The organism is Streptomyces sp. NPDC006335, from assembly GCF_040612795.1.
Lineage (GTDB): Bacteria > Actinomycetota > Actinomycetes > Streptomycetales > Streptomycetaceae > Streptomyces.
This window is the reverse complement of record NZ_JBEXQX010000004.1, coordinates 142880-157153: the sequence shown is the minus strand read 5'-3', so window position 1 is coordinate 157153 and position 14274 is coordinate 142880. Positions and strand designations below refer to the sequence as shown.

9 protein-coding genes are annotated in these 14274 nt (G+C 70.2%); 4 read left to right on the top strand and 5 right to left on the bottom strand.

Going from position 1 to position 14274, the window contains the following annotated elements; genetic code table 11:
* Nucleotides 1-55: 55 nt before the first annotated feature.
* Nucleotides 56-1051: a glycoside hydrolase family 43 protein gene (locus tag ABZ098_RS14530; protein ID WP_356591416.1), complete on the top strand. Its 996-nt coding sequence runs from the start codon at nucleotides 56-58 to the stop codon at nucleotides 1049-1051.
* Here ABZ098_RS14530 and ABZ098_RS14525 read toward each other — a convergent pair.
* Genes ABZ098_RS14525 through ABZ098_RS14505 form a run of 5 tightly spaced genes read right to left on the bottom strand, consistent with a single transcriptional unit; the run spans nucleotide 1041 to nucleotide 8191 of the window.
* On the bottom strand, nucleotides 1041-3161 hold the full coding sequence (locus ABZ098_RS14525) for a beta-L-arabinofuranosidase domain-containing protein (protein WP_356590782.1): 2121 nt from the start codon (nucleotides 3159-3161) through the stop codon (nucleotides 1041-1043). The two genes, ABZ098_RS14530 and ABZ098_RS14525, sit on opposite strands and share 11 nt — an antisense overlap.
* Nucleotides 3162-3186: 25 nt before the next feature.
* Nucleotides 3187-5079 (bottom strand): beta-L-arabinofuranosidase domain-containing protein, encoded by a 1893-nt coding sequence (locus ABZ098_RS14520; RefSeq protein WP_356590780.1) that lies wholly within the window; start codon nucleotides 5077-5079, stop codon nucleotides 3187-3189.
* A gap of 4 nt (nucleotides 5080-5083) precedes the next feature.
* On the bottom strand, nucleotides 5084-5905 hold the full coding sequence (locus tag ABZ098_RS14515) for a carbohydrate ABC transporter permease (protein WP_356591414.1): 822 nt from the start codon (nucleotides 5903-5905) through the stop codon (nucleotides 5084-5086).
* 14 nt (nucleotides 5906-5919) lie between these two features.
* Nucleotides 5920-6873: a sugar ABC transporter permease gene (locus ABZ098_RS14510; protein ID WP_356590778.1), complete on the bottom strand. Its 954-nt coding sequence runs from the start codon at nucleotides 6871-6873 to the stop codon at nucleotides 5920-5922.
* A 1-nt stretch (nucleotide 6874) separates the two neighbouring features.
* Nucleotides 6875-8191 (bottom strand): sugar ABC transporter substrate-binding protein, encoded by a 1317-nt coding sequence (locus tag ABZ098_RS14505; protein WP_356590776.1) that lies wholly within the window; start codon nucleotides 8189-8191, stop codon nucleotides 6875-6877.
* 171 nt (nucleotides 8192-8362) lie between these two features.
* Between ABZ098_RS14505 and ABZ098_RS14500 the strand changes: the two genes are divergently transcribed.
* The 3 genes from ABZ098_RS14500 to ABZ098_RS14490 all read left to right on the top strand — a co-directional run bounded on the left by ABZ098_RS14500 (nucleotide 8363) and on the right by ABZ098_RS14490 (nucleotide 14271).
* Nucleotides 8363-9391: a LacI family DNA-binding transcriptional regulator gene (locus ABZ098_RS14500; protein WP_356590774.1), complete on the top strand. Its 1029-nt coding sequence runs from the start codon at nucleotides 8363-8365 to the stop codon at nucleotides 9389-9391.
* 108 nt (nucleotides 9392-9499) lie between these two features.
* Nucleotides 9500-12790: a discoidin domain-containing protein gene (locus ABZ098_RS14495; protein WP_356590772.1), complete on the top strand. Its 3291-nt coding sequence runs from the start codon at nucleotides 9500-9502 to the stop codon at nucleotides 12788-12790.
* Complete coding sequence (locus tag ABZ098_RS14490; protein WP_356590770.1) at nucleotides 12787-14271, top strand: family 43 glycosylhydrolase; 1485 nt, start codon at nucleotides 12787-12789, stop codon at nucleotides 14269-14271. Before ABZ098_RS14495 ends, ABZ098_RS14490 begins: the two co-directional genes overlap by 4 nt.
* Nucleotides 14272-14274 lie beyond the last annotated feature (3 nt).

Sequence of the window (14274 nt, the reverse complement as noted above, 5' to 3'; positions counted from 1 at the left end):
GACGTCCCCGTATCGTTCAGCCGTGACCGACATCGAGCCCCTGCGGCTGCCCGACATGCCGTTGCACGATCCGTTCGTCGTCGCGGACGAGGCGACGCGGACCTACTACCTGTACACGTCGAACGAGTCCTCCGTGTCGGGTGTGGAGGGTGTCGGGACGATGGTCTACCGCAGTCGGGACCTGCGGGACTGGACGCGGCCCGTCGTGGTGTTCCGCACGGACGACCAGGAGGGGATCTGGGCGCGGGACGGCGGGTGGGCGCCGGAGGTGCACACGTGGGCCGGCAGGTACTACCTGTTCACCACCCTGCACGACGAGGGCCGGATGCTGCCGGTGCGACCGGCCGGGCGCTGGGGTACGCCTTTCCCGCTGCCGAACCACGCGCGCGGCACGATCACCGCCGTGTCCGACTCGCTGCTCGGGCCCTTCACCGTCGTCGACCCGTCCGGGCCCACTCCGCCCGCGCACCTGATGACCCTCGACGGCACCCTCCACGTCGATCCGGACGGGCAGCCCTGGATGGTGTACGCGCACGAGTGGCTCCAGACCGTCGACGGGACGATGGAAGCCGTCCGGCTGGCCCCCGACCTGACCCGGACGGTCGGCGAGCCCGTCTTCCTGTTCAAGGGTTCGGACGCGTTCTGGCTCGGTGAGCAGATCCCCGCTGGTGTCCCGCACCAGCTCGCGCCCTACGTCACCGACGGTCCGCAGCTGCACCGCACCCCTGGCGGCGCCCTCCTCATGCTCTGGTCGACGTACGAGAAGAACACCGCCGGTGCGGACGGCACCGTCAGCGGCGGGTACGTGCAGACCTACGCCGTCTCCAGGTCCGGTGAGCTGACCGGGCCCTGGGAACAGCGCCGGCCGCTGGTCCGGGAGGACAGCGGGCACGGCATGCTGTTCCGGGCCTTCGACGGCCGGCTGATGATGATCCTCCACCGTCCCTTCGAGAACGCGCGCGGGAAGCTGTACGAGATGCGGGTCGAGGGCGACGAGCTGCGGGTGCTGCGGCAGTGCACCGACCTCGACGGCGACGGGGTCAGCGCCTGAAGCCCGCGTTCCGCGCGACCGTGATCACCCGGTCCCGTTCCGCGGTGCTCAACAGCCCCGCGGAGACCCAGGTGCCGGAGAGGGCGCGTACCGCCCGCACGAAGGCCCCCGAGGACGCGAAGGGCGCCTGGGCCCAGAGCACGTCGAGGAAGGTCAGGCCGTCGCCGCGGGCCCGGTTCGGAACGCCAGAGTCGGTTCCGCCGAAGACGACGACCGGTTCCGCGCGTCTGAAGTAGGCGTGGTACCGGGTGTCGTCCGCGATGTGGAAGGGGGCGAGGGTGAGGCCGTGCGTGGTGAAGTGCAGCGGACGTCCCTCGGGGCGGATCACGTCGGCGAGGTCGCCTCGGAGCGTGAGGTCCTTGTAGAAGGAGAACTCGCGGAGGGTCGTGGCCGGGCTCTGCGCCACCAGCAGGACCGGGCCGTGGAAGAGCGACTGGACCGTCGGGTCGTCCGGCGCCCGCTCGACGCGCAGCCGGTAGGGGGTGGAGAGGCCGACGCGGTCGCCGGTCCGCCAGTCCCGGTTCAGGGTGAGGTAGCTGCCCGGTACGGCCGCGACCCGTTGCCCTACGCCGTTGACCGTGACGGTGACGCCTGCCGTGGCCCAGGACGGGATCCGCAGCTTCAGGTCGAGTCTGCCGCCGCCCTCGCGGAAGGTCAGGGTGCGGACGCCTTCGTACGGGTAGGCGCTCGTCTGCTCGACGACGAGCCCGCGCTCCGGCCAGCGCAGGGTGGAGGCCAGGTGGAGGTTGACGTACAGGGCGGTGCCGTCGGCGGAGCGGAAGTAGATCGAGTCCTGGTACTTGGTGTGGTTCTCCATGCCGGTGCCGCCGCAGCAGGTACCGGTGTTGTCGTACGAGCGCACCACTCCCGGGCCCATGCCCACGAAGTAGGTGACCTCCGGACTGCTCGTGCTCGGGGTGTCCCGGCGGGAGGCGAGGATGTGGTTGGTCAGGGCCCGCTCGTAGTAGTCCGTGTACTTCGGGTCGGGGTCGTGGAAGAACAACTGCCGGCTCAGCTTGAGCATGTTGTACGTCGCGCAGGTCTCGGCGTTGTTGTCGCCCAGGGTGGCCGCGACGGCGCCCCTGGCCCGGAACATCTCGCCCTGCCCGGTGCCGCCCAGGCTGTAGGTGCGGGGGCCCGCGACCATGCCCCAGAAGTTGCGGGCCGCGTCGGCGTACCGGGATTCCCCGGTCTCGTCGAACAGCCTCAGGTAGCCGGTGAACTGGGGGATGTGCTGGTTGGCGTGGCGTCCGTCGAGGACGTCCCGGTTCTCGGAACAGGCGTCCAGCAGCGCGGTGTTGTCGAAGCAGCGGGCGGCGGCGAGGTGTTCGGGGCGTCCGGTGAGGGTGTACAGGTCGGCCAGCACCTCGTTCATGCCGCCGTACTCACCGGCGATGTAGATCGACCACATGCGGTCCAACTGGGCCTTCGGCAGCCGGGACAGGCGGCTGTGTGCCCAGTCGCCCATCGCCGAGGCGATCCCCAGCGCCTGCTGGTTGCCGCCCAGCGTGTGCGCGTCGAGCAGCCCGCGCATGATCTTGTGGCAGGTGTAGTAGGGCGCCCAGATCGTGGGGTAGGTCGTGTAGCTCTCCAGCAGGATGAACTGGGTCTCCGGGTACGCCGCCAGGTAGCCGGGGTGGGTCGGTTTCGGCGAGCCGTGCTCGGCGAAGGCCCGCTGGCACTCGCCGAGACCGGCGACCAGGTGGTCGAGCTTGGTCCTGAGCGCGGGGTCCCCGGTGCCGGCGTACGCCTGGGCGATCAGCGACAGGAAGTGGCCGCCGTAGTGGCCGCGCAGGTTGCCGTCGGCGGTCTCCCAGCCCCCGGGCGGCCGGGCGCCCCGGGTGTCGAGGCCGGCGTTGGCGCGGAAGACGGCGAGGATCCGGTCGGCGGGGTAGGAGCGGGCGTAGTCGAGCATGAGGTCGCGCTTGCGGCGGAACACGCCCTCGCCGAGCGTGACTTGGTCGAGGGGGAAGGGACGCACCGCCCAGGACGCGGACCGGGTCGCGGGGGCGGCCGCGTAGGACGGCGTGGCGGTCTGCGCGAGGGGCACGGCGGCCGCCGTCGCGGCGGCCAGACCTAACACGCGTCTGCGGGTGGGGGGTCGGGACATGCTCGGTCTCCGATCGTCGGTTCCGTCAGGGCTGGTTCGTCGGCAGCCACACGCGCATCGTCGAAGGGCCGCGGTTCGCCCAGGAGTGGTACGGCACCAGCACGATCCCCCGGCTTTCGGCGGCGGACGCGTCCACCTGGTCCAGTGGCCGGAACGGCCAGGGCCCGTCCGGTGGCTCGGCGAGTTCACCCGGCGCCACGACCGTGTCCTCCGGGCCGTCCACGGGCTCGGCGCTCGTGTCCACCCGTACGGCGTCGACCTCCCGTCCGTCCGGCAGGTCCACGGACTCGGCGCAGTACACCAGGGGGCCGCGCTGGACGGCGACCGTGCCGCGGACCGCGTCGACGCGGGGGTCCGGCGCGATCCAGCGGGGCGCCACGGGCAGTTCGAGCCGGATCTCGTCGCCGGGGCGGAAGACCCGGGTGACCGCGGCCGTGCCCGGCGCGACCGTAGGGCGGGTGCCGTCCGCGTCGACCAGCCATGTCGTGGCGCCCTCCGTCCAGGCCGGGACGCGCAGGGACAGGGTCCACGGGTGGTCCGGGGACCGGGCGATCCGGACGGTCACGGTCCCGCCGGACGGGTAGTCGGTACGGACCCGCAGGGCGACGCCGTCGACGGAGATCTCGGCGTCGGCGTACTGGTGGAGCTGGATGCCGTGGTCGTCGACGGACGCCAGGTACGTGGGCAGCAGGGCCAGGGTGCGGGCCACGTTGGTCGGGCAGCAGGACACCTCGAACCAGGGGGCGCGCAGGCCCGATTCGGCGCGTGGGCTCACGGCGTGAGGTGCGGGGACGGTGCCGCGTCGGCGGCGGTGCAGGGTGTTGGCGTAGAAGAAGGAGCGGCCGTCCTCGGCGGGTGAGGTCGCGACGACGTTGAACAGGGTGCGTTCGGCGAGGTCGGCGAAGCGTGGTTCGCCGGTGGCGAGGAGCAGGCGCCAGCCGAGCATCACGGCGGCGACACCGGCGCAGGTCTCCGAGTAGGCGCGGTCGGGCGGGAGGACGAAGTCGTCGCCGAAGGACTCGTCGCGGTGGTGGGAGCCCATGCCGCCGGTCAGGTGGGTGCGGCGGGCGACCGTGGTCTCCCACTGCCGTACGACGGCCGCGAGGAGTTCCTCGTCGCCCGTCTCCACGGCCACGTCGACGGCCCCGCAGGCGAGGTAGAGGGCGCGGACGGCGTGGCCGCGCAGGACCGTGGCCTGCCGGACGGGCATGTCGTCCTGGTGGTAGGCGCGGCCGAACTCGCCGTCGGCGAGCGTGCCCCGGCCTCGGCGGTCGATGAAGAGCGCCGCCTGGTCGAGATAGCGCTGTTCGCCGGTGGCGCGGGCCAGTTCGACCAGGGCGGTCTCGATCTCCGGGTGTCCGCAGACGCCTTCGATGCCGCCGGGGCCGAAGGTGGCGCACACGTGGTCCGCGGCCCGCAGGGCGGTCTTCGCCAGCTCGCCCTCGCCCCCGGTGCGGATCTGGGCCACGCCCGCCTGGATCAAGTGGCCGTAGCAGTACAGCTCGTGGCCCCATTCGAGATCGCTGTACCGGGGCTGCTGGCCGGGGCGGCCGAAGTGGGTGTTGAGGTAGCCGTCGGGTTCCTGGGCGGCGGCGATCGTCTCGGTGACCGGGTCGGACCCGGTGCCTGCCCAGGCCATGGCTTCGAGCAGTTTGTAGACGTCGGAGTCGGCGAACTCCCGGCCCCGGCGGGCCTGCACGGGTGCGCGGAAGTTGCCGAGCCAGCCGACGCGTTCCATCCAGTCGCGGCAGTGGTCGAGGGTGGCGGTGGCGTTGACCTCCCGGCGCCGGGCCCAGAAGCCGCCGGTGATCCGGACCTCGTCGAGGCCGAGGGGCCGCAGGCGGCTTCGGCTCGGGGCGACCGGTACGGCACGGTCCGTGTGCGTGTGCGTGTGCTGCGACCTCGGGTTCGGCTTCAACGCATCATCCCTTCAGGGCGCCCGACATGAATCCGCGCACGTAGTGCCGTTGCAGCAGCAGGAAGACGAGGAGGCACGGCACGGCGAGGACCACCACGCCCGCCTCGGTGGCGCCGTAGTCGACGGCGCCCATGCTCTGTTGCCGCAGGTTCGCCACGGCCAGCGGCAGGGGCGCCTTCTCGCTGTCGGAGATGAGGATCAGCGGGGCGATGAAGTCGTTCCAGGCGGCGAGGAAGGCGAACAGGCCCACGGTGATCAGACCGGGCCTGACCGCCGGGAGCAGTACCCGGCGCAGGGCGCCCGCGGTGCCGCAGCCGTCGACGAGGGCCGACTCCTCCAGTTCGCGGGGGACCGACTCGAAGGAGATCCGCATCATGAAGGTGGCGAAGGGGAGTTGGAACACGGCGAGGACCAGGCTCAGCCCGATCAGGGAGTTCTGGAGGTGCAGGCGGCCGAGGAGGACGTAGAGCGGGATGAGGAGGGTGGCGTACGGGACCATCAGGATGGCCAGGGTCAGCAGGAACAGCAGGTTCTTGCCGGGGAAGCCGAAGCGGGCGAAGGCGTAGCCGCCGAGGAGCGAGACGCCGACGGTGAGGGCGACCGTGAGGGCCGAGACGAGGGTCGAGTTGAGGAGGTAGCGCCACAGGCCGGCGTCGTAGTCGAGGAGGGTGCGGTAGTTGCCGAGGCCGTAGCCGGACTCCTGGGCGGTGCCGGGCTGGGCGCTGACCGAGGCCCAGGTGTTCCACAGCAACGGGAAGAGGAAGATGACGGCCAGACCCGAGGCGACGACGTAGTACGGCGTCTGTCCGAGAGCGCGGGTGCGCACGGCGAGGTCTCCCTTCATGACGCGTCGGTGTGGCGCAGACCGCGGAACTGAAGGACGTTGAGCAGGAGCAGCACGGCCAGCACGATGATCGAAAGGGCCGCCGCCGTACCGAGGTCGAGCCGCTGGAAGGCCTCCCGGTAGATCAACTGCACCACGGTCACCGTGCTGTTGTCCGGGCCGCCCTTGGTCAGGACGAAGAACTGGTCGAAGGCGAGCAGCGATCCCGTCACGCACAGCAGCAGTGACAGGGCGAGGGACGGCCGGAGCAGGGGCAGGGTGATGGAGCGGAAGACCTGCCCGCGGCTCGCGCCGTCCATGCGGGCCGCCTCGTACAGCTCGTGCGGGATGCGCTGGAGGCCCACCAGCAGGATCAGCATGTAGAAGCCGGCGAACTTCCAGACGACGAGGAACACCGTGGCCAGCAGGGCGGAGGTCGGGGTGCCGAGGAAGGACACCGGCCCGTCGACCAGGCCGAGGTGCTCCAGGGGGTGGCTGAGGGGGCCGGTGGTGGGGCTGTACATGCCCCAGAAGAGGAGGGAGGCGGAGGCGAGGCCCAGGGCGCCGGGCAGGAAGTACACGGTGCGGAAGAAGCCGGTGCCGGGGCGGGACTGCTGCACCAGCAGGGCCAGGAGGAGCGCGAGGCCGAGGAGGAGGACCGTGACGATCCCCGTGTAGAGGAGGGTGAAGCGGACGGCGGGCCAGAACAGGGTGCTGTCGGTGATGTCGGAGTAGTTCTCCGGGGCGTTGCCGCCCTGGTCGCCGGTGAGCAACGGCCAGTCGTGGAGCGACATCCGGCCGACGAGGAGCAGCGGCAGGACGAAGAGGACGGCGACGAACGCGGCCGTGGGGGCTGCGTATCCGAGGCCCTGGAGGGTGCGGGAGTGCCATCGCATCGCGCGGCGGCGGTGCGGCGGGTCCGTCCGGACCGGGGTTTCGGTGGTCGCCCGGTCCGCTGTCTGCACCCGCATGTCAGTCGCCCAGGGAGGCGGTGACGGCCTCGTTGTCCTGGTCGACCTTCGCCGCGTCGCCGAAGACGGCGTCGCGCATCAGCGTCAGCCAGGGCCCGTTGGGGTCGTTGAAGGTCTGGCCGAACTTCAGGGCGTAAGGGGTACGGCCGTCCGCGACCAGCTCGTTGATGGTGACCAGGCGCGGGTCCGCCGCGGAGTACTTGTTGGACGCGAGGTCGGTGCGGGCCACCACGTCCTTGTGCGCGGCGACCACGTCGACCTGGGCCTCGTCGCCGAGGGACCAGGCGAGGAAGTTCCAGGACTGGTCGATCTTGTCGCTGGTGGCGGAGATGCCGATGGCGTCGCCGCCGACGAAGGTGGACCTGCCGCCGTCGGGGCCCGGGATCGGGGCGACGCCGAGGTCGAGGTCCTTGGGCATCAGACCGAGCGTCGTCGACGGCATGGGCATCACGCCGACCTCGCCCTTCGGGAAGACGCCGGTCCAGGTCACGCCGGTCTCGTCGCGGGCGCCGGGGGCCACGATGTCGTCCTGGACCCAGCCGCGGTAGGTGTCGTAGACCTTCTTGGCGGTGTCGGAGGCCAGGTCGGCCTCGGTGCCGTCGTCGTTCAGCACGTCGTCGCCGGCGGCCCAGATCGAAGGCCACCAGGTGAAGACACCGCAGCCGCCGCAGTTGCCGCCGAAGAAGGTGCCGTTGACGCCACCGCCCAACTTGTCGACGGCACGCGCCTGTCGGTCCCATTCGGCAAGGGTGGTGGGCGGCTTGCCGGGGTCGAGCTTCGCCTTGCGGTAGAGGTCCTTGTTGTAGAAGAGCACCGAGAGGTCGAGGGTGTGGGGGACGACGTACTTCCTGCCGTCGTACGTGCCCGCCTTGATGTGCGACTGGGCGAGGTCGGCGGCGAAGGGGAGGGCGTCGATGCGGTCGGTGAGGTCGGCGAAGAGCCGGCTGGAAGTGTAGTTCGGGACGAACACCACGTCGGAGGCGAAGAGATCGGGGAGGTCCTTGGAGCCGGCCGCGGCGCCGACCTTGGCCTGGTAGTCGTCGGTGGGCACGACGGTCAGCTCGACCTTGTTCCTGTGCTTCGCGTTGTACGCCTTGACCAGGGCCTCGCTCTGCGGACGGGTCGCCGCTCGGGTCCACATCGTCAGCGTGGCCCCGTCGTCGACGCCCTTCGCGTCCGCCTTGCCCCCTCCTCCCCCGCCGCCCGGGTCGTCGTCCCCCGATCCGCAGGCCGTGGCCAGGCCGACGGTGGCGACCAGGGCGACTGCGGCGGTGACGAGACGGCGGACGGGCCCCGGTGATCCGGTCGGGCTCCCCATGACGATCCCCCTTCGTGACGAGCACCCGGAAGAAACGAGCCGAAAAGGCTTTCGTCAAGCTAGAACCGAGCTGAAGACCCGTCAATCCCTTTGGCACGACAACGGGTTCGGGTGAGCGGCCGAAAATTCTCGCGTACCGTTTGGACACGCGACGAGCGACAGGAGACACGCATGACACCCACCCCCGGCCCCTCTCGTTCGCACACCGCCACCCTCACCGACGTGGCCCGGCTGGCGGGCGTCTCCGTGGCCACCGCGTCCAAGGCCCTCAACGGCCGCAGCCAGGTGCGGGCCGAGACCCGGCAGCGGGTCGTCGAGGCGGCCGAGCGGCTGTCGTTCCGGCCGAACCAGCTCGCCCGCGGACTGCTCGCCGGGCGCACGGGCACCGTCGGACTGCTCACCAGTGACCTGGAGGGCAGGTTCAGCATCCCGATCCTCATGGGCGCGGAGGACGCCTTCGGCGCGGGCGAGGTCGCGGTGTTCCTGTGCGACGCGCGCGGGGACGCGATCCGCGAGCAGCACCATGTGCGGGCCCTGCTCGGGCGCCGGGTCGACGGTCTGATCGTGGTGGGCAGCCGGACCGATCCGCGGCCCTCCCTGGGCCGTGACCTGCCCGTTCCCGTCGTGTACGCCTACGCGCCCTCGGACGATCCGGCGGATCTGTCGATCGTGCCCGACAACGTGGACGCGGGCCGGATCGCGGTCGAGCACCTGTTGGCCTGCGGCCGCACCCGGATCGCGCACATCACCGGTGACCCGGGATATCTGGCGGCCCGGGAGCGGGCGGACGGGGCGCGGGCGGCGCTCGCCGAGGCCGGACTGGCCTTCGTCGGGGAGCCGCGGTTCTCGGAGTGGTCGGAAGGGTGGGGGCGGGCGGCCACCGCCATGCTGCTGGAGCGCCACTCGGACGTGGACGCGGTGCTGTGCGGCAGCGACCAGATCGCGCGCGGGGCCGTCGAGATCCTGCGGGAGCGCGGTCACCGGGTGCCGGAGGACGTGGCCGTCATGGGCTTCGACAACTGGCAGATCCTGACCTCGGCCACCCGGCCGCCGTTGACGAGCGTCGACATGAACCTGGAGCAGGTCGGGCGGGCGGCCGCGCAGGCACTGTTCGGGGCGATCGACGGCGTTCCGCGCGCCGGGGTGGAGACGCTGCCCTGCCGGGTCGTGATCCGGGGGTCCACGGCTCACCTGTCCTGAACCGCGCGGTCCGCCAACACCGCCACCAACGGCCTCCCTTGACACTCCATCAGCTCGCTCCTACGTTGCGAAAACCTTTTAGGTCGTTTCAGCAAAGGGGAGCAGCCGATGCGAAGACGAACTCCGGCGCGACGACGAGCAGGGACCGTCCCCCAGCGCCTCCTCGTGGTCCTGGCGCTCCTGCTCTGTTCCGTCTCCCTCGCGGCCCCCGCCCGCGCCGCGCAGACCATCGGCTTCCCCACCTTCACCGGGCCCGCGATCCCGGCCCCGCCCGTCGCCCAGACCACCGGCGACATGATGCGGGCGATCTACGACGCGGAGAGCTCGGGCACCGACTTCTGGATGGACCGCCTGCTCGCCCGTACCGGCGACGACCCGGCCGGGCCCTGGCTGATGAGCCGCGGGCGTGCCCTCTTCATGAAGGAGCACGACCCCGCACGCCTCGGCTTCGCCGGCAAGGTCGCCTACTGGGAGAGCGTCAACGACAACAGCGCGTACACGGTCGCGATCACCCCGGGCACCTTCACCGAGCAGGTCTCCCAGCGCCGCCAGACGCCCAGCCACTGGAAGAGCGTCCACACCGGCGGCTCGGTCTCGGTCGAGCAGACCAAGTTCATCACCGACAACAACGTGGCCGTGACCAACCTGGCCATCAAGAACAACGGCAGCAGCTCGACCACCCTGCAACTGCGGGCGACTTCGCCGTACGCCACCACGGGCACCGGCAGCGAGCTGACCGGCCAGGTCAACGCCTACAACAACCTCACCACCGTCCGGCCCCGGCTGACCGGCGACGGTTTCATGGTCTCCGGCGGCGGCCTGAACCGCTCGGTGACCGTCGCGGCCGGGGCCACGGTGACCGCCAAGGTGGTGATGGGCTTCGTCACCGACGAGATCCCGCAGTCACTGACCGAGTACAACGCCTACGCGGGCTATTCCGCGGCCCCCGCGTTCGCCACGCACGTGCGGGCCTACAACCTGTGGTGGGCCCGGAACGTGCCTTACATCGACGTGCCCGAACCGGCGATCAAGAAGAGCATCTACTACCGCTGGTGGCTGATGCGCTTCAACAACCTCGACGCCGACATCCCCGGGCAGACCTTCCAGTTCCCGACCTCCACCGAGGGCGTCCTCGGCTACAACAACGCGATCGCGCTGACCCAGCCGATGCACATCGACGACCTCAAGTACCTGCGCGACCCGGCCTACGCGTACGGCGACTGGCTTAGCGTCGGCCAGGTGTCCAAGGGCGGACGGTTCCTGGACAACCCGGGTGACCCGGCGAACTGGTCCAACAGCTACACCCAGTACATCGCCGAGGCGGCCTGGAAGAGCTACCAGATCCACGGTGGCCAGCCGGCGATCGCGAACCAGCTCGCCCACTACGCCGAGGGCGACGTGAAGGGACAGCTGGCCTACTACGACCACGACAACAACAAGCTCATCGAGTACGACTGGGGCGCCCTGACCGGCAACGACGCCGACGCCGTCTCCTTCCACTGGAAGCCCGGAAACATGGACCGGGCCGAGTCCGCCTACCAGTACAGCGGCGCCCTCGCCGCCGCACAGGCCTACGAGGCGACCGGCAACACGGCCAAGGCGACGGAGATGCGCACGCTCGCGAACCAGATCAAGGACGCCATCGTCAACGTGCTGTGGAACCCCGACCGGCAGCTGTTCGAGCACCGGTTGAAGTCGACGAACGAGTGGGTGCCCTGGAAGGAGATCAACAACTACTACCCGTTCGCGGTCGGAGCGGTCCCCAACACCACCCAGTACAAGCAGGCGTTGCGCCTGTACGACGACCCGGCCCAGTACCCGGTCTTCCCCTTCTACACGGCCAACCAGGTCGACAAGAAGGCGGCCGCCGACGCGGGCGAGCCCGGCTCCAACAACTTCTCCACCATCAACTCCACGGTCCAGTTCCGGCTCTACTCCTCGGTGTTGCGCAACTACCCCAACTCCTGGATGAACGCGACGGACTACAAGAAGCTCCTCTACTGGAACGCCTGGGCGCAGTACGTCGGAGGCAACACCCAGTGGCCGGACGCCAACGAGTTCTGGGCCGACTGGAACGGAAGCAGCATCGACTACCGTTCCTGGATCCACCACAACATCCTCGGCAGCAGCAACTGGACCGTGATCGAGGACGTGGCGGGCCTCAGACCGCGCAGCGACGCCAAGGTGGAGCTCTCCCCGATCGACATCGGCTGGGACCACTTCACGGTCAACAACCTCCGCTACCGGGGCACCGACCTGTCGATCGTCTGGGACGACCCGGCCGACGGCGTGGTGCGCTACCCGGGCATCCCGGAGGGCTACTCGATCTACGTGAACGGCAACCGGGTCGCCACGGTCGGCTCGCTGGTCCCCTTCACCTGGGATCCGGCCACCGGTGACGTCACCACCAGCGGCACGGTCACCCACCACACGGCGGTCTCCGGGCTCAAGGCGGCGAACCAGGTCGTGCAGGACAGCCCGCGCATGGCCGACATGCTCGCCAAGGCCGGCGTCGACCTCACCGCCGACCTGACCAACCTCGCCGCCGGGGCGACCGTGACCGCCTCCTCCACCGGTTCCGGCAGCAGCGCGGCCGGGGCGGTCGACGGGTACCCCACCAACGAGCCGTTCTGGGGCGCCGCCGGCTCGGCCGCGCAGGACTGGTACGAGCTGAACTTCGGCACGGCCCGCACGCTCAACGAGGTCCGGTTGTACTTCAAGGACAGCCGCCCGGCCTCGACCACCTACCGAGCCCCGTCGTCGTACACCGTCCAGTACCACAACGGCAGTTCATGGGTGGACGCCCCGAGCCAGACGAGGAGTCCGGCCGCGCCGCGCGCCAACTACAACCTGGTGAAGTTCCCGGCGATCAGCGCTCAGCGGGTCCGCGTCCTGGCGACCAACGCCTCCGGCGCCAGGACGGGCCTGACCGAGGTCAAGGTGTACAACCGGGGCGGGGTCCAGCCCCCGGCCAACCAGGCCACCTCGGCGACGGCTTCGGCGTCGTACACCTCCCCCTGGGAGAGCGTCGCCGCGATCAACGACGGCATCGACCCGCCCTCCTCCAACGACACCGCCAACCCACGCTGGGGCACCTGGCCGGAGACCGGCCAGCAGTACGCCGAACTGACCTGGCCAGCGGCGAAGACCCTGAACAAGGCCGACGTGTACTTCTTCGACGACGACCAGGGCATCGACATGCCGAGCTCCTGGAAGCTCCAGTACTGGAACGGCAGCGCCTACGTCGACGTGCCGGGCGCGAGCGGCTATCCCCTCGCCAGGAACCAGTACAACAGCGTCACTTTCACCGCCACGAACACCACGCGGCTCCGAGTGCTGCTCACGAGCAACGGCACCAACTCCGTCGGCCTCCTCGAAGCAAAGGTGTACGGCCCGTGACCAGATCCAGACTCCTCCTGGCCCTGCTCGTCCTGGCGACGGCCTTCCTCGTCGCACCGCCCGCCTCCGCCGCCGTCACCTTCACCTCGACGGCCGTGAACCAGAACGGCGGCAACTGCCTCGACCTGCCGGGCGGTTCGACGACGGCGGGTGCTCAACTCCGCGCCTCCACCTGCTCGTCGGGCGCCAACCAGAACCTCGCCTACACGCCCGTCTCCGGTACGAGCGACACCTACACGATCACCACCCAGTCCGGTCAGTGCGTCGACGTCTCCGGCGCGTCCACGGCGGACAACGCGGCGATCATCCAGTGGCCCTGCCACAGCGGCGCCAACCAGCGGTGGCGGCTGGTGCCGGTCACGGTCTCCGGCACCGACAGGACCTTCAACCTGGTGTCGGTCGGCTCGGGCAAGTGCGTCGCGCCGAGCGGTGGTTCGTCGGCGTCGAACACCGACCTGGTCCAACTGCCGTGCTCCACCAGCGGCGGCCGGGTGTGGCGGCTGCCCGCCTTCACCGGGGGCGGCACCACGCCGGGCACCTTCACCAACCCGCTCTCCCAGCACGGGCCCGACCCCTGGCTGACGTACTACGACGGCTCCTACTACCTCGCCACGACGACCTGGAACTCGACGGTCACCATGCGCAAGGCGAGCACACTCGCAGGGCTCGCGACCGCTCCCGACCAGGTGATCTTCAACCTGACCCGGCCCAACGGGGCGGGCACCATGTGGGCGCCGGAGTTCCACCTGCTCGACGGTCCCAACGGCAAGCGGTGGTACTTCTACTACACGGCCGGGAGAGAGCCGTACGACCTCGGCACCCAGCGGATCCATGTGCTGGAGAGCGCGGGGCTCGACCCGATGGGCCCCTACACCTTCAAGGCCGACCTGCTCGACCCGAGCCAGGACAACACCTGGGAGCTGGACCCCGGCATCCTCCAACTCAACGGACAGCTCTACCTGTTGGGCACCTTCTACAACGGCTCCCAGCCCATGTTCATCCGGCCCCTGTCGAACCCGTGGACCGCGAGCGGCACCCGGCGTGTGCTGTCGACGCCGACCTACAGCTGGGAGACCGTGGGCGGCGCCGTCAACGAGGGTGCCGAGGTGCTTCAGCGGGGCGGCAGGACGTTCATCGTGTACTCGGCGAGCCACTGCTCCACGCCCGACTACAAGCTGGGGATGCTCACCTACAACGGCGGTGATCCGCTCAGCTCCTCCTCCTGGGTCAAGTCGCCCGACCCGGTCTTCCAGCGGTTCAACGCCAACGGGGTGTACGGCCCCGGCCACAACGGCTTCTTCAAGTCGCCCGACGGCACCGAGGACTGGATCGTCTATCACGCCAACAACTCCACCAACGGCGGCTGCGACATGAACCGCACCACCAGGGCCCAGAAGTTCACCTGGAACGCCGACGGCACCCCGAACTTCGGCACCCCGGTGGCCCTGGGAGTCCCCCTGACGTCACCCTCGGGCGAGTAGAGA

What these genes read in the sequence shown, in the direction of transcription:
- ABZ098_RS14530 (WP_356591416.1), top strand. Translation starts at nt 56, where the DNA reads ATGCCGTTGCACGATCCGTTCGTCGTCGCGGACGAGGCGACGCGGACC.
- ABZ098_RS14525 (WP_356590782.1), bottom strand. Translation starts at nt 3,161, where the DNA reads ATGTCCCGACCCCCCACCCGCAGACGCGTGTTAGGTCTGGCCGCCGCG.
- ABZ098_RS14510 (WP_356590778.1), bottom strand. Translation starts at nt 6,873, where the DNA reads ATGCGGGTGCAGACAGCGGACCGGGCGACCACCGAAACCCCGGTCCGG.
- ABZ098_RS14505 (WP_356590776.1), bottom strand. Translation starts at nt 8,191, where the DNA reads ATGGGGAGCCCGACCGGATCACCGGGGCCCGTCCGCCGTCTCGTCACC.
- ABZ098_RS14500 (WP_356590774.1), top strand. Translation starts at nt 8,363, where the DNA reads ATGACACCCACCCCCGGCCCCTCTCGTTCGCACACCGCCACCCTCACC.
- ABZ098_RS14495 (WP_356590772.1), top strand. Translation starts at nt 9,500, where the DNA reads ATGCGAAGACGAACTCCGGCGCGACGACGAGCAGGGACCGTCCCCCAG.